23 protein-coding genes are annotated in these 20,305 nt (G+C 26.5%); 20 read left to right on the top strand and 3 right to left on the bottom strand.

Annotation, left to right across the window (positions count from 1 at the left end):
* Nucleotides 1-343: 343 nt before the first annotated feature.
* The 10 genes from hisZ to hisE all read left to right on the top strand — a co-directional run bounded on the left by hisZ (nucleotide 344) and on the right by hisE (nucleotide 8,151).
* Nucleotides 344-1,483: an ATP phosphoribosyltransferase regulatory subunit gene (gene hisZ / locus KYD98_RS03690; protein ID WP_219778233.1), complete on the top strand. Its 1,140-nt coding sequence runs from the start codon at nucleotides 344-346 to the stop codon at nucleotides 1,481-1,483.
* A 3-nt stretch (nucleotides 1,484-1,486) separates the two neighbouring features.
* Nucleotides 1,487-2,110 carry an ATP phosphoribosyltransferase gene (hisG, locus tag KYD98_RS03685; protein WP_219778232.1) on the top strand — a complete coding sequence of 208 codons (624 nt, stop codon included), beginning with the start codon at nucleotides 1,487-1,489 and terminating at the stop codon, nucleotides 2,108-2,110.
* A gap of 153 nt (nucleotides 2,111-2,263) precedes the next feature.
* Nucleotides 2,264-3,550: a histidinol dehydrogenase gene (gene hisD, locus KYD98_RS03680; RefSeq protein WP_219778231.1), complete on the top strand. Its 1,287-nt coding sequence runs from the start codon at nucleotides 2,264-2,266 to the stop codon at nucleotides 3,548-3,550.
* Nucleotides 3,551-4,591, top strand: a complete 1,041-nt coding sequence (gene hisC, locus KYD98_RS03675; RefSeq protein WP_219778230.1) for a histidinol-phosphate transaminase — start codon at nucleotides 3,551-3,553, stop codon at nucleotides 4,589-4,591.
* A 1-nt stretch (nucleotide 4,592) separates the two neighbouring features.
* Nucleotides 4,593-5,180, top strand: coding sequence for an imidazoleglycerol-phosphate dehydratase HisB (hisB, locus tag KYD98_RS03670; protein ID WP_219778229.1), 588 nt, complete (start codon nucleotides 4,593-4,595; stop codon nucleotides 5,178-5,180).
* Between the two features lie 63 nt (nucleotides 5,181-5,243).
* Complete coding sequence (gene hisH / locus KYD98_RS03665) at nucleotides 5,244-5,864, top strand: imidazole glycerol phosphate synthase subunit HisH (protein WP_219778228.1); 621 nt, start codon at nucleotides 5,244-5,246, stop codon at nucleotides 5,862-5,864.
* The gene (gene hisA / locus KYD98_RS03660; RefSeq protein WP_219778227.1) at nucleotides 5,861-6,574 is read left to right on the top strand and encodes a 1-(5-phosphoribosyl)-5-[(5-phosphoribosylamino)methylideneamino]imidazole-4-carboxamide isomerase; all 714 of its coding nucleotides are present in this window, start codon (nucleotides 5,861-5,863) and stop codon (nucleotides 6,572-6,574) included. Before hisH ends, hisA begins: the two co-directional genes overlap by 4 nt.
* A gap of 19 nt (nucleotides 6,575-6,593) precedes the next feature.
* Nucleotides 6,594-7,355: an imidazole glycerol phosphate synthase subunit HisF gene (gene hisF / locus KYD98_RS03655; RefSeq protein WP_219778226.1), complete on the top strand. Its 762-nt coding sequence runs from the start codon at nucleotides 6,594-6,596 to the stop codon at nucleotides 7,353-7,355.
* Between the two features lie 130 nt (nucleotides 7,356-7,485).
* Nucleotides 7,486-7,815 (top strand): phosphoribosyl-AMP cyclohydrolase, encoded by a 330-nt coding sequence (gene hisI / locus KYD98_RS03650; protein WP_219778225.1) that lies wholly within the window; start codon nucleotides 7,486-7,488, stop codon nucleotides 7,813-7,815.
* A 9-nt stretch (nucleotides 7,816-7,824) separates the two neighbouring features.
* Nucleotides 7,825-8,151 (top strand): phosphoribosyl-ATP diphosphatase, encoded by a 327-nt coding sequence (gene hisE, locus KYD98_RS03645; RefSeq protein WP_219778224.1) that lies wholly within the window; start codon nucleotides 7,825-7,827, stop codon nucleotides 8,149-8,151.
* Nucleotides 8,152-8,176: 25 nt separating this feature from the next.
* On the opposite strand, the gene KYD98_RS03640 is transcribed toward hisE, so the two are convergent.
* On the bottom strand, nucleotides 8,177-8,947 hold the full coding sequence (locus KYD98_RS03640) for a histidinol phosphate phosphatase (RefSeq protein WP_219778223.1): 771 nt from the start codon (nucleotides 8,945-8,947) through the stop codon (nucleotides 8,177-8,179).
* A 451-nt stretch (nucleotides 8,948-9,398) separates the two neighbouring features.
* Here KYD98_RS03640 and KYD98_RS03635 point away from each other — a divergent pair, with 451 nt between their 5' ends.
* The 10 genes from KYD98_RS03635 (at nucleotide 9,399) to KYD98_RS03595 (ending at nucleotide 18,579) form a co-directional block, all read left to right on the top strand.
* The gene (locus tag KYD98_RS03635; RefSeq protein WP_219778222.1) at nucleotides 9,399-9,596 is read left to right on the top strand and encodes a hypothetical protein; all 198 of its coding nucleotides are present in this window, start codon (nucleotides 9,399-9,401) and stop codon (nucleotides 9,594-9,596) included.
* Between the two features lie 110 nt (nucleotides 9,597-9,706).
* Nucleotides 9,707-10,504: a hypothetical protein gene (locus KYD98_RS03630; protein WP_219778221.1), complete on the top strand. Its 798-nt coding sequence runs from the start codon at nucleotides 9,707-9,709 to the stop codon at nucleotides 10,502-10,504.
* A gap of 96 nt (nucleotides 10,505-10,600) precedes the next feature.
* The gene (gene tig / locus KYD98_RS03625) at nucleotides 10,601-11,884 is read left to right on the top strand and encodes a trigger factor (protein WP_219778220.1); all 1,284 of its coding nucleotides are present in this window, start codon (nucleotides 10,601-10,603) and stop codon (nucleotides 11,882-11,884) included.
* A gap of 151 nt (nucleotides 11,885-12,035) precedes the next feature.
* Nucleotides 12,036-12,635, top strand: coding sequence for an ATP-dependent Clp endopeptidase proteolytic subunit ClpP (gene clpP / locus KYD98_RS03620; RefSeq protein WP_219778219.1), 600 nt, complete (start codon nucleotides 12,036-12,038; stop codon nucleotides 12,633-12,635).
* 38 nt (nucleotides 12,636-12,673) lie between these two features.
* Nucleotides 12,674-13,963 (top strand): ATP-dependent Clp protease ATP-binding subunit ClpX, encoded by a 1,290-nt coding sequence (gene clpX, locus KYD98_RS03615; protein WP_219778218.1) that lies wholly within the window; start codon nucleotides 12,674-12,676, stop codon nucleotides 13,961-13,963.
* Nucleotides 13,964-14,120: 157 nt separating this feature from the next.
* Entirely contained in the window at nucleotides 14,121-16,457 is a 2,337-nt protein-coding gene (gene lon / locus KYD98_RS03610; RefSeq protein WP_219778217.1) for an endopeptidase La, read from the top strand.
* Nucleotides 16,447-17,043 (top strand): ribosome biogenesis GTP-binding protein YihA/YsxC, encoded by a 597-nt coding sequence (yihA, locus tag KYD98_RS03605; protein ID WP_219778216.1) that lies wholly within the window; start codon nucleotides 16,447-16,449, stop codon nucleotides 17,041-17,043. Before lon ends, yihA begins: the two co-directional genes overlap by 11 nt.
* Before the next feature lie 190 nt (nucleotides 17,044-17,233).
* Nucleotides 17,234-17,707 (top strand): hypothetical protein, encoded by a 474-nt coding sequence (locus tag KYD98_RS03600; protein ID WP_219778215.1) that lies wholly within the window; start codon nucleotides 17,234-17,236, stop codon nucleotides 17,705-17,707.
* A gap of 29 nt (nucleotides 17,708-17,736) precedes the next feature.
* Nucleotides 17,737-17,988: a hypothetical protein gene (locus KYD98_RS18075; RefSeq protein ID WP_258049616.1), complete on the top strand. Its 252-nt coding sequence runs from the start codon at nucleotides 17,737-17,739 to the stop codon at nucleotides 17,986-17,988.
* 111 nt (nucleotides 17,989-18,099) lie between these two features.
* A complete protein-coding gene (locus tag KYD98_RS03595) occupies nucleotides 18,100-18,579 on the top strand; it encodes a hypothetical protein (RefSeq protein WP_219778214.1) in 480 nt (159 codons plus the stop codon).
* A 212-nt stretch (nucleotides 18,580-18,791) separates the two neighbouring features.
* Here KYD98_RS03595 and KYD98_RS03590 read toward each other — a convergent pair whose 3' ends face one another.
* Together KYD98_RS03590 and perR are read right to left on the bottom strand one after the other, a co-directional pair.
* Nucleotides 18,792-19,718 carry a hypothetical protein gene (locus KYD98_RS03590; protein ID WP_258049613.1) on the bottom strand — a complete coding sequence of 309 codons (927 nt, stop codon included), beginning with the start codon at nucleotides 19,716-19,718 and terminating at the stop codon, nucleotides 18,792-18,794.
* A gap of 112 nt (nucleotides 19,719-19,830) precedes the next feature.
* On the bottom strand, nucleotides 19,831-20,253 hold the full coding sequence (gene perR / locus KYD98_RS03585; RefSeq protein WP_219778409.1) for a transcriptional regulator PerR: 423 nt from the start codon (nucleotides 20,251-20,253) through the stop codon (nucleotides 19,831-19,833).
* Between the last annotated feature and the right edge of the window lie 52 nt (nucleotides 20,254-20,305).

Here is a 20,305-nt window from a genome sequence, read left to right as displayed (position 1 = left end):
AGGTATGTTTTAAAATAGTTTGTATCTCAAGAACTTTTTGTAAAAAAATATTTTTAAAATTCTTACTTGTCTATTATTAAGTTGGATTTATATTAAATATTTAAATAAAAAAGTATATCTGAAATATTTATATAAAAATTATTTTTAAGAAAAATAAGATTATATTTTTAATAGTAGTATTGCAGAATTAATAAAAAGAATAAAATATAATAATATATTATCAAAAAACATTTAAATTATTTAAGAAATAAATATTGACAATCCTTAAATTTTAACTTATTATAATTTAAATAATTACTTTAGTGTGATAAAGTAATAAAAAGTATTGGTGGGTGAATTTTAAATGAGTAAGAGAAATATGCTTCCAGAAGGGACAAGAGATTTAGTGTTAGAAGAATGTATTATAAAGAGAAGTATACAAAATAATATAGATAAATTATTTGAACTGTGGGGATATAAGGAAGTAATTACACCAACTTTAGAGTTTTATGAAACCTTTAATTATTACCCTGAAAGTTTAAAAGAAGAAGAAATGTATAAGTTTTTTGATAATAAAGGAAGAACATTAGTATTAAGACCAGACATGACTATACCGATAGCTCGTTTAGTTAGTACTAAATTTAAATGTGAAAAATTGCCTATTAGACTTAGATATATATCTAATGTTTTCAGAGTTCATCAAAGTCTTGGGGGAAAAAGAAATGAATATACTGATTGTGGTATTGAACTAATAGGTCTTGGAAAAGAAAATGCTGATATAGAGATATTAGTATTAGCGTTAGAAGCATTAAAAAGGTTAGGATTAAAAGATTTTAAACTAGAGATTGGCAATATAAAATTTTTTAATGGAGCATTTAAGAATTTAGATATTAATGAAGTAAATAAAAAGAAAATTGCAAAATTAATAGAGGATAAAAATTTAAAAAACTTAAAAGATTTTTTGAACGAATTAAACATAGATGAGAACTTAAAAGAATTTTTTAATAAATTGCCATGGATGTTTGGAGATAAAAATATACTTGAAGAAAGTAAAAAAATGGCATTCAACAATGAACTTATGAGTTGTATAGAGTATTTAGAGGATATATATATTAAATTAGAAAGTTTAGGATATGCAGATAATATAACTTTTGATTTAGGCATGGTTCCAAAGCTTAATTATTATAATGGAATAATATTTAGAGGATATGGAAAAGGAATTGGAGATTCGTTATTAACAGGTGGAAGGTATGATAAGTTGATTAAATCAGATGGAGTAGATTTGCAAGCTGTAGGTTTTTCTATTGATATTGATTCTATAATATCTATTACTAAAGATACAAGTTATCAAAATAAAAAAAGATGTAAAGTGTGTTATAACAATAAAAATATTATACAAGCAATAAAAATAAGTGAAAAGTTAAGAAATGATGGTATGATTGTGGAATTATTATGTAATGAAAATTTAGAGGAGATAAAGATAGTTAAATGTGGAGGAATATAAAATATGGGGATAAATATTGCTTTAACTAAGGGAAGGCTAGAAAAAGAAATAATTAAAATACTAGATAAAGCTAATTTTGATACTCATCAATTAAAAGATAAAGGGAGAAAACTAGTTTTTAAGGATGAAAAGGGAAATATTAATTATTTTCTAGTAAAAGCAGCTGATTCTATAACATATGTAGAACATGGAGTAGCGGATATTGGAGTAGTTGGCAAAGATACTATATTAGAAAGTGATAATAATTGTTATGAGATATTAGATTTAGGGGTAGGAAAGTGTAATTTTATAGTAGCATCTTTACCTAATGAGAATCTCTTTAAAAAAATAGGACATATAAAAATAGGTACTAAGTATCCAAAGGTAGCAAAAGAGTATTTTAAGAAAAAGGAAATGGATATCGAAATTATAAAAATAGAGGGTTCAGTAGAATTAGCACCAATTTTAGGATTATGTGATGGTATTGTGGATATAATGGAAACTGGAATAACATTAAAAGAAAATGGATTAATTGTATTAGATACTATATGCGAAATAAGTGCAAGAATTATTGTTAATAAAGCAAGCTTTAAATTAAAACAAGAAGAAATAAAAACATTTATTAATAGAATAAAAAAAGTTATTTAGTTTTTCTAATATAGTTAACACTTTTAAATATAAATAAAATTAAAAATTATTTAAGGAAATAAGAAAAACATATAAAATTAAAAAATTCTATTTATAAATTTTTAGGAAATAAGTGATAAGCAATAATAAATAATCAGATTGAGGAGGAGTATAATGCTAAAACTATTGGAGTTTAATGAAATAAATAAAAGAGATTTAATTATAGAACTTCAAAGAAGGGAAGAAGTAGAACAATCTAAAGTAATAGACATTGTAACTGAAATATTATCTAAAGTTAAAAATGAGGGTGATAAAGCATTAATAAATTTTACTAAAGAATTTGACAAAGTTGAACTTAAAGATTTAGAGGTAAGTCAAAAAGAATTGGAAGAATGCTTTAATAAAGTTGAAGAAGAGTTTATCAAAGCATTACAAGAAGCTAAAATTAATATAGAAGATTATCATAAAAAACAAAAACAATCAGGATTTATTATAACAAAAGAAATGGGAGTATATTTAGGGCAAAAAATAAGTCCATTAGAAAATGTAGGAGTATATGTTCCAGGGGGAACTGCAGCATATCCTTCTTCAGTATTAATGAATGTTATTCCTGCTAAAGTTGCAGGGGTAAATGAAATAATAATGCTTACTCCACCAGATAAAAATGGAGGAATAAATCCTTATATAGGAGTAGCTGCAAAAATTGTTGGAGTAAATAAAATTTATAAAGTTGGAGGGGCACAAGCAATTGGAGCCTTAGCTTATGGAACTGAAACAATTAAAAAGGTAGATAAGATTGTAGGGCCTGGAAATATTTTTGTTGCTATTGCTAAAAAATTAGTCTTTGGAAATGTTGATATAGATATGATTGCAGGCCCTAGTGAAATTTTAATAATTGCAGATGAAAAATCTAATCCTAAATTTATTGCAGCAGACTTAATGTCTCAAGCAGAACATGATGAGTTAGCTTCATCCATATTAGTTACTACATCTAAAAAACTATATGAAGGTGTAGTAAAAGAATTAGAAATACAAATAAAAAATCTAGAAAGAGAAAAAGTAATACGAAAATCTCTTGAATGCTTTGGAAAAACAATAATATGTAATGACATTAAAGAATGTATTGATATATCTAATTTAATAGCACCAGAGCATTTAGAACTTATGGTAGACAATCCAATGGAATATTTAGGAGAAGTTAAAAATGCCGGTTCTATATTTTTAGGAAGATATTGTCCAGAACCTGTAGGGGATTATTTTGGTGGAACAAATCATGTCCTTCCAACTAATGGAACAGCAAGATTTTTTTCACCATTATCTGTAGATAGTTTTATTAAAAAATCATCATTTATATATTATTCAAAAGAAGCTATTGAAAAAAATGGTGACAGAATCATAACATTAGCTAATAGAGAAGGGTTAACAGCTCATGCAAATTCTGTGAAAGTGAGGTTAGAATAAATGAATGATTATATAAGCATTGATAAAAAATATCAAATACGTTTAAACAGTAACGAAAGTTATATAGATATGGATAATAATATAATGCTTGAAATAAAAAGTAATTTATCTAATATAGATCTTCACAGATATCCAGAAAATAGTATGCTTGAAATTAGAGAATTATATGCGAAGTATTCGGGTACAGAGGCTGAAAATATTATTGTTGGAAATGGATCTGATGAAATGCTTCAATTGATTATAAGTTCATTAATGGGAAAAGGTAAAAAAATGCTTACAATGGATCCAGATTTCGTAATGTATGATTTTTATGTTTCATTATTTGGAGGAGAAATTAAAAAATATAAAGTTAATAATATATCAGAGTTTAATTTAGATGAGTTTATTGATTATGGGAAAAAGCATAATGTAGATTTAATTATGTTTTCTAATCCTAATAATCCTACTGGATTAGCTTTAAGTGTTAAAGAGATAGTTAGAATATTAGAAACTTTTCAGGATAAAATTATAGTCGTTGATGAAGCTTATTATGAATTTTATGGAGAATCAATGATTCATTATATAAATGAGTATAAAAATTTAATAGTAACAAGAACATTATCTAAAGCATGGGGGTTAGCAGCTTTAAGAGTAGGCTTTCTTATAGGTAATACATCTATATTAGAATATCTATCACACAAAAAGATACCTTATACTGTAAATTCATATTCTCAAGCTATGGCATTAATAGCATTAAAATATCCAGAAAGAGTTATAAAAAATGTTAATCAAATAATAAAACAAAGAGAACTATTGTTTAAAGAATTAAAAAATATAGAGAAAAATGCATCTATGGATATAAAGTTTTATTCTTCAAAAGGGAATTTTATAATGGGAAGCACTTCTCATAAAAAAGCATTATTAGATGGATTAAATGATAAGGGAATATTAATAAGAAACTTTCAAAATGATACTTTCAGAATTACAGTAGGTTCTCCATTAGAAAACAAAAAGGTTATAGAAGGGATAAAAGATATATTTATATATCAAGGTGGAGAATAATATGGTGGATAGAATTTCTAAAATTCAAAGAAAAACAAATGAAACAAACATTATGATAGAAATTAATTTAGATGGTTCTGGAAAAAGTGAAATTAATACAGGAATTGCTTTTTTAGATCACATGTTAAATTTATTTTCATTCCATAGCAAAATAGATATAAATATTTTGGCAGATGGAGATTTAGAGGTTTGTGATCATCATACAGTTGAGGATATTGGAATAGTACTTGGGTTATGTTTAAAGGAAGCATTGGGAGATAAAAAAGGTATAAATAGATATGGAACGTTTTATTTGCCGATGGATGAAACTTTAGTATTAATATCTTTAGATATAAGTGGACGCCCTTTTTTAGTATTTGATTGTGAATTTAAAAGAGAAAATATAGGAGGATTTTCCACTGAAATGGTTGAAGAATTTTTCAGAGCATTTGCCTTTAATGCAGGTGTAACATTACATTGTAAATTATTATATGGAAGTAATGATCATCATAAAATTGAAGCTTTATTTAAAGGCCTTGGAAGAGCTATAAATGAAGCAAAAGAAAGAAATGGATTTAATGATATTCCATCAACAAAGGGGCTAATATAAGTTGATGAAATAAAAATTATATATAAACAATTAGCAAATAAGCAAGACCTGGAGGAAAACAATATGATAGTCATAATAGATTATGGGATGGGGAATTTAAAAAGTGTCTATAATGCGTTAAAGAGTATTGGTTTAGAAAGTAAAATTTCTTCTAATAAAGATGATATTATAAAGGCTAAAGCATTAATATTACCAGGTGTTGGATCGTTTAAAGATGCCATGGATAATATAGAAAAAGAATCATTAGATGATCTAATAAAAAATGAAGTTAAAAAGGGAAAATTTATTTTGGGAATATGTTTAGGAATGCAACTTTTTTTTGAAAAGGGATTTGAAGTAGAAGAAAGAAGTGGATTAGGTTTATTAAAAGGAAATGTTATTAAAATGAAGGAAAACATAAAGGATAATATAAAAATCCCTCATATAGGATGGAATAATCTTATTTATAGTAAAGATGATAATTTGCTTGAAGCCGTAGAAGAAGGAGAATTTGTGTATTATGTTCATTCTTATTATGCACAAGAATATGATGCAGATGATTTGGTTGCTTATTCAGAATATGGAACTAATAAAATACCAGGCATAGTTAGAAATAATAATGTAATAGGAATTCAATTTCATCCTGAAAAGAGTAGTAATATAGGTCTTAAACTCTTAAAAAATTTTGGGGAGATGATTAAATGATAATATTACCTGCAATAGACATAATTAAAGGAAAAGCAGTTCGATTATATCAAGGTGATTACAATAAAATAGAGGTAGTTGGTGAAGATATATATGGTGTAGCAAAAAAATTTCAAGATCTAGGTGCTGAATATATACATTTAGTAGATTTAGATGGAGCAAAATATGGAGAATGTATTAATCATCAAATAATATTAAAACTTGCTAAAAAATTAGATATACCAGTAGAAGTAGGTGGTGGTGTTAGAAATTTTGAAACAATTAAAAATCTATTAGAAAATGGTATATCAAAAATTATTCTTGGAACAGTAGCTATGGAGGATAAAGAATTATTAAAAAAAGCAGTAGATATTTATGGAGAAAAAATTTCAGTTGGAATAGACTGTAAAAATGAATATGTTTATAGTAGAGGGTGGCTAAAAGGAAGTAAACACAATTATATAGATTTTTCGAAGGAAATAAAGAAAATAGGTGTTAAAAATATAATAGTTACTGATATAAGTAAGGATGGAACATTGGAAGGTCCAAATATTGAAATGTTAAAAAAACTTAAAGAAACAGTAGAAATTGATATTACAGCATCAGGTGGCATTAGAGATATAGATAATATTAAAGATTTAGTAAAACTTGATATATATGGTGCAATTGTAGGAAAATCCATTTATTCTGGAACACTTTCATTAAAAGAAGCAATAGAATTATCTAGATAAGTAAAAGGAGAGGGAATATATGCATACTAAAAGAATTATTCCTTGCTTAGATGTAAAAGAAGGACGAGTTGTTAAAGGAATTAATTTTGAGGGGTTAGTTGATGTCGGAGATCCAGTTAGTTTAGCAAAATACTATGATGAGCAAGGATCAGATGAACTGGTATTTTTAGATATAACAGCTACACATGAAGAGAGAAGTATAATACTTAAAGTAGTTGAAGAAGTTGCAGAAAAAATATTTATTCCATTTACCGTTGGAGGAGGCTTAAAAACTTTAGATGATATAAAATCAATTTTAAGGGCTGGGGCAGATAAGGTTAGTTTAAATTCAGCAGCTGTTAAAGATAAAAATTTAATTAAAGAGGGAGCATTTTATTTTGGAAATCAATGTATAGTTCTAGGCGTAGATGGAAAGAAAAGAATAGATGATTTGGGATGGAATGTTGTTATTAATGGCGGAAGAATAGATACCGGTATTGATATGTTATCATGGATTGAAGAAGCAACAAAATTAGGTGCAGGAGAAATACTTTTAACATCAATGGATGCAGATGGAACTAAAGAAGGGTTTGATTTAGAATTAATTAAGGCAGTAAGTAATGTAACGAATTTACCAATTATAGCATCTGGAGGATGTGGGTGTTTAGATGATTTTTATGATGTGTTTAAAGATAATTCAGCAGATGCAGCACTTGCAGCATCATTATTCCATTATGGAGAAGTAAGAGTTGATGAAGTCAAAAGATATTTAAAAGATAAAAATATTGCTATTAGATTGTGATTTTTAACTAAGCTTTATGGTAATAAACTAAATTGAAGACTCGATTAATATACATTCATTACATTAAGTAAGTTAAAAAAATATAAACAATTACTTAAAATATAATGTTAATTTAAATGGAGGATACTGTATGGATATTGATGAATATATAAGTTTTATAAATTTTGATAAGTGTAATGGATTAGTTCCAACCATAGTTCAAGAATATAAGAATAAAGATGTGTTGATGCTTGCATATATGTCAAAAGAAAGTTTAAAAAAGACTTTAAAAGATAGAACTACCTGGTTTTATAGTAGAAGTAGAAAAGAACTTTGGAATAAAGGGACAACTTCAGGGAATTTTCAATATGTAAAAGAGATAAAAATAGATTGTGATAATGATACTATTTTAATTCTTGTAGAACAAAAAGGAGCTGCTTGCCATACAGGAAATAGAAGTTGTTTTTATAGAGATATTTAGGAGGAAGTTATGTGTAATGAAATACAAAATTTATATAATACTATATTAAATAGAAAAGAAAATATAAGTGAAGGATCATACACAACCTATTTATTTGATAAAGGAATAGATAAGATTCTAAAAAAAATAGGTGAAGAGTGTACTGAAGTTATAATAAGTAGTAAGAATAATAAAAAATATGAACAGGTAAGTGAAATTTGTGATCTTACTTATCATGTTCTAGTTTTAATGGCTGAACTTAATATTTCTTTAGATGATATTGAAAATGAATTAAAAGAAAGAAGTAAAAAAAATAATAATTTTAAGGGAGAAAGAAAACCTATAGAAAATATTTAAAAGTGGCTATGCCACTTTTTTATTTTTAGCAGTATTCAGGTTTTCTATTCTTAAAATATATTGGTTTTAAATTTAATTTTTCAGTCAACAGCAATGCTTCTTTAAAATTAATATATATATCATTTAAAGAATGAGCATCCGAACCAAGAGTAACATATTTTCCACCAAGTTCTTTATATCTATTGTATATGCTTAACATACTATTAAATGTATTTGTATTATTAAGCCTTCTAGTGTTGATTTCCATTACCTTTCCTTTAAATATTAAAGTTTTCATTATCTCGTCAATAATATCTTTATGCTCAATTAAACTGATTTCATTATCTTTAAAATTAACATATCTACACGGATAATCAAAATGAGCTAAAGAATCAAAACAATCATATTTTCTAACTACTTCAAGCATAAATTCAAAATATCTGTCAAAGTAATCCTTTTTTCTAAGTTCAGGTTTTTTACAATAATCTAAAAATATATCTTCATCATAAACTGAATGAACAGATCCTAAGATAAAATCATAATCAAAATTATTTGCTTTATTGTTTATAATATAAAATGAAGGAAGTGTTAATCCGATTTCTATACCTAAAAGCAAATTATTATTTCTATATTTTGAATATTTATTAAAATAATTGGGAATATCTAATTTAAATAAATCTTTTTCAGGATAATCTTGATCTAAGTGTTCTGTAAGTATAAGACCTATTTTTAAATCATTTGCTTTGGTAATAGCATCATTTATATCCATTTTACTATCAGATGATAAATTTGTATGGATATGACTATCAAAAATCATTATTTATCACTCCATTCTTTTTAGTCTATTATAACATAATAGAATTTTTCTGTAGATGAAGCGTTAAATTAATTTTAAATTTTAAAAATATTAAAGTTAAAATGTAGATATATATTTGATATAATAGAATACAAATACTATTTAACAAAAAAGTCTGCACTTAATAAATAATGCAGACTAAAGTTTATGTTCATTTAAGAAAGGGAATAAATGAACATACGTGGGGTTTATAAAACTTTAAAATATTAATAAGTATTTTAAAGTGATATGAGCTCAAACATTTTATATATTAATTATACATTAAACGAGTAATTAAAAACAATATATTTCATAAAATTTGTTTAAATATTAAAAAATTCCATTATAATTGTTTACTCGACGAAATTTTAAAAATCTTAAAAGTATAGTAAATGCTAAAATAGCAAAAATAATTTTTAGAAAGGTAAAAATAATGATTGAGATAAAAAAAGAAAATCTATTAAAAGCTACTCCTGAATATGAAGACTACTCAGAAAATGTCTACAATCTATCTAAAGAAGAATTAAGACAATTTGGTTTTATAAAATGTTCAGGTTGTTGCTGTAAAGACAAAGAAAATAAAAAATGTAATGAATGCAAAAAAAATAAAGGTTGTAAAAAGAAATTATAAAGAAAATATTAATTATTAATTATAATGTAGATTTAGGAAAAAATATAATATATAATGAATTTGTTTGTTGTAGTTATTTAACATAAAAAAATAGGTCTGGAGGGAATGCTTTGGCTAAACCAAGTATTTTTAGTAAAGAATATGAAAAACGAATGAAAAAAAGAAAAAGAAAATTTATAATAATTTTTTCAATAGTTTTTGCAATAACTATATTAGCAATAGTTAAAATTTCTTATAGTACTAGAAATTATAGTGATATTAAACAAAGAATACAAGCTTGGATCGATAGTGATACTATACCAAGAGATAATAAATCAGATTTAGTAACAGAAGATTCTAGTAAAGAATCAAATATTAAACAGGATGAAAAAATTGAGGAGCAAGCTTTAGAGATTAAATTAGCTAGTGGTACAGTAATTAAGGCAATGTATATTGAAGAAAATGGACAAAATAAATTTACTACACTAGAAGGTGGAGATGATTTTGTTAAATTTGATATTAGCCCTTCAGGTAAGCAAATTTTAATACTAGATAAGGATCAAAATATTACTATATATAATATTAATGGGGAATCAAAAGTAGTATCTAAAAATGAATATACTTCTAAAAAAGGAGATGTATTTACTAAAGAAGCTACACTTTTAAATCAACCTGAATATTTGTGGAATTCTAACCCGAAATTTATAAATGAAGAAAGTATAGTATTTGTCAGTAATAGACCATATTTTGGAACATCAGCAGTTAAGCAATATTTATGGGTAACCAATATAGTAAATAATAGTGATTCAATTAAATGGGATTTAGCTGCAAGTAAAATAGAAATTGGTAAAAAAGAAGAAAAAGGAATAAAAATCATAATAGATGGTAATATTTATTATGTAATAGAAGATGGTAATATTATTCAATAAAGATAATTTACAATAAAAATTTGATAAGAAACAGGAATTTATGGTATAATAACCTAGTTAAATTAGATGTATACTATTTTAGGAGGAATAAATAAAATGGAAGCTAAAGTTGAAAAGATAGAAACAAATGTAATTAAATTAGAAATAAGAGTTGAGGCAGAAAAATTTGATGCCGCTTTAACTAAAGCATATAACAAGAATAAAGGTAGATATAATATTCCTGGATTCAGAAAAGGAAAAGTTCCAATGGCTATGGTTAAAAAATTCTATGGAGTGGAAGTTTTCTATGATGATGCTATAAACTTTGCAATTGATGAAAGTTATTCTCAAACATTAAAAGAACAAAATATTAGACCAGTGGATCATCCACAAGTTGATATCGTAGAAATTGGAGAAGGTAAAGATTTAGTTTATACAGCAACAGTTACTACATATCCAGAGGTAGAACTAGGACAATATAAAGGTTTAGATATTAAAAAACCTTCATATGAAGTTTCAAATGAAGAAATAGAAAAACAAATAAAAGAAGCACAAGAAAAGAATGCTAGAATAGAAAGCAAAGAAGAAGGAACAGTTGCTAAAGGTAACATAGCTGTTATAGATTTTAAAGGATTTATAGATGGAAGTGCTTTTGAAGGTGGAGAAGGAACAGATTATCCATTAGAAATAGGTTCAGGTACATTTATTGATAACTTTGAAGATCAATTAGTTGGTTTAGCAATAGGAGATAAGAAAGAAATAAATGTTTCTTTCCCTGAAAATTATGGAAAAGAAGAATTAAATGGAAAGCCTGCAATGTTTGAAGTAACAGTTAAGGGAATTAAGGTAAAAGAATTACCAGAATTAGATGATGAATTTGCTAAAGAAGTATCAGAATTTGATACAATTGCAGAATTTAAAGAAAATGTAAAGAAAAGATTAGAAGAATCAAACAATGCAAGAGCTGAAAGAGAATTTGAAGAAGCAGTTATAACTTCAATAATTGAAACTTCAAAAATGGATCTTCCAGAAATAATGTTAACAAAAGAAATAGATGCTATGATGAAAGATCTTGAAGGAAGATTACAATATCAAGGATTAAGTTTAGATCAATATATGGAATTTACAGGAAATACGACTGAAAAAATGAGAGAATTCATGAAAGAAAATGCTGAAAGAAAAGTTAAAGCAGATGTAATTCTTGAAGAAATTGCTAAAGTAGAAGATATAAAAGCTACTGAAGAACAATTAAATGAAAGAGCTTTAGAATTAGGAAAGGTTTATGGACCGAAAGATCCTAAGAAAATGGCTAAGATCTTATTAAAAGCTCAAAAAGGTATGTTAGAAAGAGATATAATAATAGAAAATACTCTTAAATTATTAAAAGAATCTTGCAAATAATAAAAAATATAAAAATAAATAGTTAAAAATAATTGCCAGAAGTTATTCTGGCAATTATTTCAAATAATAATTAACATTTTCATAAAAATTTTATATAATTTATATAAGGTTTATTTAAAAAAAATCTTTTATGGAATAAGGAGGGAATTGAATGGGTTTAGTTCCAATGGTTGTAGAACAAACAAGTAGAGGAGAACGTTCTTACGATATATTTTCAAGATTGTTAAAAGAAAGAATAATCATGTTAAGTGGAGAAGTAAACGATGATTCTGCAAATTTAATAGTATCACAATTATTATTTTTAGAAAGTGAAGATCCAGATAAGGATATATATATATATATAAATAGTCCTGGTGGTTCAATAACAGCAGGAATGGCAATTTATGATACTATGCAATATATCAAGCCAGATGTTTCAACTATATGTATAGGTATGGCAGCTTCTATGGGAGCATTTTTATTATCAAGCGGAGCAAAGGGGAAGAGATTTGCACTTCCAAATTCTGAAGTGATGATACACCAACCACTTGGTGGTTTTCAAGGGCAGGCAACTGATATAGAAATACATGCTAAAAGAATATTAAAAACAAAAGAATCTTTAAATAAGATTTTAAGTGAAAATACAGGTAAGCCATTATCTACTATTGAAACAGATGTAGAAAGAGATAATTTTATGACTGCAGATGAAGCTAAAGAGTATGGATTAGTAGATAAAGTAATAACTAAAAACGAAGTTGGAAAAGATAAATAAGATGCTTATAAAGTATTAGAGTTAAGTGAGGTGAATGTATGGCTAAATATGATGAAAAGAAACAACTTAAGTGTTCATTCTGTGGAAAAACTCAAGATCAAGTAAAAAGATTAATAGCTGGACCAGGTGTATACATTTGTGATGAATGTATTGATTTATGTTCAGAAATTATTGCTGATGAATTTGAAGAAAGTGTAGAATTTAACACTAAAAGTGTTCCAAAACCAGCTGAAATAAAGGAATATTTAGACTCTTATGTTATTGGGCAAGAAAGAGCAAAAAAATCTTTAGCAGTTGCAGTTTATAATCACTATAAAAGAATTAATACTAATAAAGAAGATATAGATGTTGAATTATCTAAGAGTAATATTTTATTATTAGGACCAACAGGATCTGGTAAGACATTATTAGCTCAAACACTTGCAAAATTTTTAAATGTTCCATTTGCGATAGCTGATGCTACAACATTAACAGAAGCAGGATATGTTGGTGAAGATGTTGAAAACATTCTTCTTAAATTAATTCAAAATGCAGATTATGATGTTGAAAGAGCAGAAAGAGGAATTATCTATATAGATGAAATAGATAAAATTGCAAGAAAATCTGAAAATCCATCAATAACTAGAGATGTATCTGGAGAAGGAGTACAACAAGCTTTATTGAAAATATTAGAAGGAACTGTTGCTTCAGTACCTCCACAAGGAGGTAGAAAGCATCCGCATCAAGAGTTTATTCAAATAAATACATCTAATATACTATTTATTTGTGGTGGTGCTTTTGATGGTGTTGATAAGATAATAGAAAGTAGAACAAGAAAAAGTTCTATGGGATTTGGTGCAGAAATTCAAGCAAAACATGAAAAAGATATTGGTAGCTTGTTAAAGGAAATTATGCCAGGAGATTTACTGAAATTTGGTTTGATACCAGAGTTTGTAGGAAGACTTCCAATAATCGTAACTTTGGAGTCTTTAGATAAAAATGCATTAATTAATATCTTAACTAAGCCTAAAAATGCTCTTGTAAAACAATATAAGAAATTATTTGAACTAGATAATGTTAAGTTAGAATTCAATGAAGAATCTTTGAATGCAATTGCAGAAGAAGCAATAGATAGAAAAACAGGTGCTAGAGGCTTAAGAGCTATCATAGAAGATATGATGACAGAAGTTATGTATGAAATACCATCAGATGAACAAATTTCAAAAGTTACAATAACTCAAGATTGTATTAAGAAAAAAAATAAGCCTGAAGTTGAGAGAGTGCCTGAAGGTAAAACAAGACCAACTCTAGTTTCTACTAGAATAAAAAAGGATATTGAATCTGCTTAATTATAAGCTTATTATTTTACTGATATCTATTTAGATATCAGTATTTTTTTATATAAAAAATTATTAATTGAACTAATCCTATTTTAGCTATATTTATTGAAATGTACGCTTAATATGTGTATACTAATGAAGTAATCAAAGATGGAGGGGAAATGGTATGATACAAAACTTATATACACTTCCGTTAATTCCTTTAAGAGGATTGACTATTTTTCCAAATGTAGTAGCACACTTTGATGTTGGAAGAAAAAAATCAGTGGCAGCAATAGAAGAGGCAATGCTAAATGGTGAAGAAATTTTTCTTGTTGCTCAAAAAGATTCATCAATAGAGGAGCCAGAAAGAGAAGAAATATATGATTTAGGGACAATAGGAAAGATAAAACAAATTATAAAAATGTCTGATAACACAATTAGAGTGTTAGTTGAAGGTAAAGAAAGAGGAAAGATAGTTGAATATATAGCAGATGAAGAAGAAAAGTATATTAAAGCATCTGTAGAAAAAATAGAAGTGGTGTCAGAAGAAAATACAGAAATAGGTGCTTATATTAAATTTTTAGATAAAGAATTTATTAAGCTATTAAAAATAATGGGTGATAGTTATATAGAGACTATAAAATCAGTAAATCCGTTGGAAAATCCAAGTGCTTTTGTTGATATGGTTGCATCATACTCAATAACTGAGGAAGAGATAAAACAAAAAGTTTTAGAAACTATAGAAATAAAACAAAGAGTAGAATTAGTTTTATCTAGAATAAAAATAGAAATGGAAATGCTAAAAATTCAAAAGAAACTTTCTAAAAAAGTAAAAGAGCATGTAGATGAAGAGCAAAAACAATTCTATTTAAGAGAACAACTAAGAGCTATTCAAGAAGAATTAGGCGAAGATGATGAAGAAAAAAAAGAAATAGAAAAATATGAAAAAGTAATTATTAAGACAAAACTTCCTAAACAAGTTAAAGAAAAAGCTAATTATGAGTTATCTAGGCTTAAAAATATGAATTCTTCATCATCAGAAGGAAATGTAATAAAAGGATATTTAGATTGGATTTTAAATATACCTTGGAATAAACAAACTAAGGAAAGTATTGATATTCTTAAAGCTAGAGAAATTCTAGATAAAGAACACTATGGTCTTGAAGATGTGAAAGATAGAATAATAGAATATTTAGCTGTAAAACAATTAAGTAAAACTCAAAAAGGACCTATCATTTGTTTAGTGGGTCCTCCAGGAGTGGGAAAAACATCAATAGCAAGATCAATAGCACATGCAACTAATAGAAAATATTCTAGAATATCACTTGGTGGCATGAGAGATGAAGCAGAAATTAGGGGACATAGGAAAACTTATGTTGGAGCAATACCGGGTAGAATCGTTTATGCACTTAAACAAGCAAAAACAATAAATCCATTAATATTATTTGATGAAATAGATAAAATTAATTCAGATTATAAAGGTGATCCAGCTGATGCTTTATTAGAAGTATTAGATAGTGAACAAAATAAAACATTTAGAGATAATTATTTAGAATTAGATCTTGATTTATCAAAAGTAATGTTTATAGCTACAGCAAATAGTTTAGATACTATACCAAGACCTCTTTTAGATAGAATGGAAATTATTGAAGTTTCAGGATATACTTATGAAGAAAAATTCAATATAGCTAAAAATCATTTGATTCCTAAAATATTTAAAGATATGGACATTCAGAATATTAATGTAAGCATTCAAGATGATGCTATCAAAGAGGTTATTCAAGGATATACTCGTGAATCAGGTGTCCGTGGACTAGAAAGAAAGTTAAGTACTCTTATAAGAAAATCTTTAGCAAAAATTTTAAGTCAAAATAAAGAAAATATAATAATTAATAAAAATGATATAGAAAAATTCTTAGGTAAAAAATCATTTGAATTTGATAAGGTTGATAAAGAAGATAAAATAGGGGTTGTAACAGGAATGGCTTGGACAGCCTATGGCGGAGACACATTACCAGTTGAAGTTATGGTTATGAATGGAAACGGAAAACTAGAACTTACAGGTAAATTAGGGGATGTAATGCAAGAATCTGCTAAAGCGGCTTATAGCTATGTAAGAGCTAATGCACATAAATATGGTATTAAGGAAAATTTCTATAAAGAAAAAGATATTCATATTCATGCTCCAGAAGGAGCTGTTCCTAAAGATGGACCATCAGCAGGAGTCACTATGGTAACGGCTCTTGTATCTGCATTATCAGGAAGAAAAGTTAAACATAATGTTGCTATGACTGGTGAAGTAACTTTGACTGGACGAGTTTTACCTATAGGTGGTTTAAAAGAAAAGTCTTTAGCAGCGTTTAGAGCGGGTATAGATACAATAATAATTCCAAAAGAAAATGAGAAAGATATAGAAAAGATACCTAATTCAATAAGAAATAAATTAAATGTTATTTCGGCCAGTAAAGTGAATGAAGTATTAAAAAATGCATTGATTGGAGAGAACATTAATGAGAATTAAACAGTCAGAATTCATTACTTCAGCAGTAAAAAGAAATCAATATCCTATAGATAACAGAAATGAAGTTGCTTTTGTAGGTAGATCTAATGTAGGAAAAAGTTCATTAATAAATTCTTTAACTAATAGAAGAAAATTAGCTAAGGTAAGTGGAACTCCTGGAAAAACAAGACTTGTAAATTTCTTTCTAATAAATAATGATTTTTATTTAGTTGATTTACCTGGATATGGTTATGCTAAGGTATCTAAGAAGGAGAAAGAGAGCTGGGGAACAACCATAGAAATGTACCTAACTGATAGACATCAATTAAAAAGAATTGTATTACTTGTAGACTCGAGACATAAACCAACAGAAGATGATATAATGATGTATCAATGGGCAAAACATTTTGGCTATAATGTAGTTGTTGTTGCAACTAAAAGTGATAAACTTAAAAATTCTGAAATTAAAAAGAGTGAGAATCTGATAAAAAGTACTTTAAAATTAAGTGCAGATGATAATTTTTATTTCTATTCATCTTTAAATAAGAAGGGTACAGAACAACTTATAGATAATTTATTTTTAGAATTTGCAACAGATATTGATTAATAAAAAACAAATATGTATGATATTATATTTTCAAAAGTTTATCGTATCATTTTAAATATTATAAATTTCAAAGACTCTATCAAAATTAATTTTGATAGAGTTTTTTATTACAAAAATTGTGTCAAATTATTTGTGGAGGAATAGTATATAGTATCAAGAAGAAAAAAATTTTTTCCAAGGAGGAGTAAATATGGAGATGAATGATATCCTAAATGGTTTAAATTCATGTGGAGATAGCTGTTGCGATCAAGACACAGATTGCGGAGGCTTTAATAATGATACTTCTGGCATGAATTTTGGAAATGGTTGTGGATTTGGACCAGGCTGTGGAGCAGGACCAGGTTGTGGAGTTTCACCAGCTTTTGGTGGATGTGGATTTGGCAGTTGGATCTGGATTCTATTAATACTATTTTATGGAGGATGCGGAAGAAATAGCTTTTTAGGAACAGGCGGATATAATAATGGATACAATAATTGTTGTTCATGCTGTTGTAAAAAGAAAGATGATTGTTGCTGCTGTTCAAGAAATAATAATGGAACAGGCGGATGCTCATCATACTTGTTCTTGTTAGTAATTTTATTCCTTTGCAATGGTAACTTCCCAAACAACGGTATTTCACCATTTAATAATGCTTGTAATACTGCTTGTGGATTTGGTTGCTAATTCTAATTTTTTAGAAAGGAGAGAATGATATGTCTAAAAAGAAGGATAAATGTTGTTGTAAAATGATGGAGAATAATTGTTGTTGCTGCCAAAATGATTGTGGTGGAGGATTTAATGGTTGTACACCAATTATTTTCTTGTTGATTGCATGTGGTTCTGGATTGTTGAACTGCGGTAAATCATATTTGATTATCTTACTATGCCTATTATGTGGCGGAAACTTTTCTAGTTTATTAGGAGGCTGCTCAGGCCAATCCAATAATCAATGCTGCTGTTGCTAGTATAGTGGATGGAGGGTACAAAAGTACCCTCCAAAAAATTAAAAAATATAATCACATTCACAATATAATACATATATTAAAATTAGGAGAATTATAATTGGAGGATTTTTAATGGCTAAACGTAAACATAGGGAACGTGAACCTCTAGAAAATAATGTAGGAAGCAATAATGCTAGCAATGCAGGCAATCCATTTGGAATAGATCCAGCTCAATTGATGGGAATGTTAGGAGGAAATTTTGATATAAACAGTCTTTTATCCTCAATGAATATGGACGGATTAAACTTAAGTAATTTAGCTCCTTTAGCTAATATGGCAGGATTAAATTTGGGTAATCTAGGGAATATGGGGAATTTTAATCAGCCTAATAGAAATACTATGAATAATATGAGAAATAATGATGGGAATATAAATAATATTAATAATGATAATATAAATAATAAAAAAATAAATAATATTAAAAACCAAACTACAAATGATAGTAATTTAGATATGCTTATATCTTTAAGGGGTTTTGTTCATCCAAGTAAAATAAGTTTTATAGATAGAATGATAGAGCTATATAAAAGTGGTGCATTTAAAGATATTTAAAATAAAATGTATAATAACGATAAAAGTTGTTAATAATACTAATGTAACGGAGAAAGTATTCTCCTATAGCTTAATAAAAGAAAATATTAATTTTATTAAGCCCCCCCATCCCCCTTTTAGGCCGCATTTGCGGCCTTTTTGTTTTTAGCTTAATTCTAAATTTTTTAATAATAAGTATAATTTAATTACTTATTATTAAATTTTTTTATATGTTATTTTAATTTTTCGATGGAGGTTATATTGTAGTTAGAATCATTAAGGTGACAATCTAATGATAAAACGAGTTCATTTTTATCTGTTTCAGAACTTTTTAATCTGCTTCTTTCAAATGTTAATCTCCATTTTAAAGATATAGGGTTTCCTGATGTGTCCCATTCATAATCATAAAAAAAACCATCTTGAAAATAATAAGAATAATTTTCTTTATCTAAATTCCATAAAACTGACAATTCATTGTTAGTAATAGAAGAAGAAAATATATTTGGTAAACTATCTAATTCGTATGGAGCTTCAATTAGATTTATAAAACTTATAACGTTATTAAAAGAGGGGATGTTTTTACTATCCTTTGTAGTATCTAATACTTTATTATTAATTAACATAAAACTATTTAGAGATGAAATCCCTTTAGAAGATAATAGTGAATAACATTGAGGTGTTTTAGTATTATTCGAGTCTAATATACCAAAAACATTTTTATCACTGGAATATAAATTATAAAAATCTTCTTCATAGAAATTAAAAACATAACACATACTTTTATTATTCTTTGTTCCCTGTAAAATTATTTCAGGCCTTAAATCTCTAGAAATATCATATAAATAAATTTTAATTGGCCAAGAATTAGAAATATTAAATAAAACATTGTCTTTAATTTTACTTGAAAGAAAAATATTTGTATTATGATAATCAATATTTATATCAAATGTGTTATCTCTTTTTATAAGTTTGATAGTATCATTTTTACTATCACCAGTTAAATCAAAATCAATATTTTTTGAAGAAGTCAATGGAGAAATAGTTTGTAAATATTTATTTTTGTTTATTAATAAAATAAATATTATTGATCCTACAATTATTAATGTTAAAATTGAAAGATAAATAATATGCTTTTTTTCTTTTAAAATTAATTTCATCATAATCACCTCAATTAAATTATATGTACATAATTATAATTAATTCGAATTTTAAACAAATAAAGCATCTATAGTTTTATTTATTTAAAACTATAGATGCTTGTAATTAATCTAATTAGTTTTCAGATGACTTTTGACACTCTTTACAGTAGCCATAGAAATAAACTTTATTAAAAGATACTTTGAAATCAGAATTAGTTTCTGCTAGATTGTTAAGATGATCTAAATTTAAATTTTCAAAATCGCATATTTTTCCACAAGTCAAGCATTGAATATGAGGATGAGATAATGCGTTTCTATCATAACGAAAATTACCTTCTCCTACATTTATTTCTTGAATAAGTCCAACTTCAACTAAAGTTTTTAATGTTTTATATACAGTAGCTAAACTCATAGTTGGATATTGTTCATGAATAGCATTATATATGACTTCAGCTGATGGATGACATGAAGTACTTATTAAATAATTATAAACTGCAAGTCTTTGTGGTGTTAATTTTAGCTTCTTTTCTTTGAAAATTATAGCGATATCATTAATGGTAAACACCTCCCAAGATAATATAATATTATATATTATATTATAATAATAA

This window comes from Clostridium weizhouense (assembly GCF_019431045.1).
Classification (GTDB): domain Bacteria; phylum Bacillota; class Clostridia; order Clostridiales; family Clostridiaceae; genus Clostridium; species Clostridium weizhouense.
Note: the sequence above shows the minus strand (reverse complement) of the source record. Positions and strands in the feature narration are given on the sequence as shown.

What these genes read in the sequence shown, in the direction of transcription:
- hisH (WP_219778228.1), top strand. Translation starts at nt 5,244, where the DNA reads ATGATAGTCATAATAGATTATGGGATGGGGAATTTAAAAAGTGTCTAT.
- KYD98_RS03640 (WP_219778223.1), bottom strand. Translation starts at nt 8,947, where the DNA reads ATGATTTTTGATAGTCATATCCATACAAATTTATCATCTGATAGTAAA.
- hisF (WP_219778226.1), top strand. Translation starts at nt 6,594, where the DNA reads ATGCATACTAAAAGAATTATTCCTTGCTTAGATGTAAAAGAAGGACGA.
- hisD (WP_219778231.1), top strand. Translation starts at nt 2,264, where the DNA reads ATGCTAAAACTATTGGAGTTTAATGAAATAAATAAAAGAGATTTAATT.
- yihA (WP_219778216.1), top strand. Translation starts at nt 16,447, where the DNA reads ATGAGAATTAAACAGTCAGAATTCATTACTTCAGCAGTAAAAAGAAAT.
- clpP (WP_219778219.1), top strand. Translation starts at nt 12,036, where the DNA reads ATGGGTTTAGTTCCAATGGTTGTAGAACAAACAAGTAGAGGAGAACGT.
- KYD98_RS03600 (WP_219778215.1), top strand. Translation starts at nt 17,234, where the DNA reads ATGGAGATGAATGATATCCTAAATGGTTTAAATTCATGTGGAGATAGC.
- hisZ (WP_219778233.1), top strand. Translation starts at nt 344, where the DNA reads ATGAGTAAGAGAAATATGCTTCCAGAAGGGACAAGAGATTTAGTGTTA.
- clpX (WP_219778218.1), top strand. Translation starts at nt 12,674, where the DNA reads ATGGCTAAATATGATGAAAAGAAACAACTTAAGTGTTCATTCTGTGGA.
- KYD98_RS18075 (WP_258049616.1), top strand. Translation starts at nt 17,737, where the DNA reads ATGTCTAAAAAGAAGGATAAATGTTGTTGTAAAATGATGGAGAATAAT.
- hisE (WP_219778224.1), top strand. Translation starts at nt 7,825, where the DNA reads ATGTGTAATGAAATACAAAATTTATATAATACTATATTAAATAGAAAA.
- lon (WP_219778217.1), top strand. Translation starts at nt 14,121, where the DNA reads ATGATACAAAACTTATATACACTTCCGTTAATTCCTTTAAGAGGATTG.
- hisI (WP_219778225.1), top strand. Translation starts at nt 7,486, where the DNA reads ATGGATATTGATGAATATATAAGTTTTATAAATTTTGATAAGTGTAAT.
- KYD98_RS03635 (WP_219778222.1), top strand. Translation starts at nt 9,399, where the DNA reads ATGATTGAGATAAAAAAAGAAAATCTATTAAAAGCTACTCCTGAATAT.
- KYD98_RS03595 (WP_219778214.1), top strand. Translation starts at nt 18,100, where the DNA reads ATGGCTAAACGTAAACATAGGGAACGTGAACCTCTAGAAAATAATGTA.
- hisG (WP_219778232.1), top strand. Translation starts at nt 1,487, where the DNA reads ATGGGGATAAATATTGCTTTAACTAAGGGAAGGCTAGAAAAAGAAATA.
- hisC (WP_219778230.1), top strand. Translation starts at nt 3,551, where the DNA reads ATGAATGATTATATAAGCATTGATAAAAAATATCAAATACGTTTAAAC.
- KYD98_RS03590 (WP_258049613.1), bottom strand. Translation starts at nt 19,718, where the DNA reads ATGATGAAATTAATTTTAAAAGAAAAAAAGCATATTATTTATCTTTCA.
- hisA (WP_219778227.1), top strand. Translation starts at nt 5,861, where the DNA reads ATGATAATATTACCTGCAATAGACATAATTAAAGGAAAAGCAGTTCGA.
- hisB (WP_219778229.1), top strand. Translation starts at nt 4,593, where the DNA reads ATGGTGGATAGAATTTCTAAAATTCAAAGAAAAACAAATGAAACAAAC.
- tig (WP_219778220.1), top strand. Translation starts at nt 10,601, where the DNA reads ATGGAAGCTAAAGTTGAAAAGATAGAAACAAATGTAATTAAATTAGAA.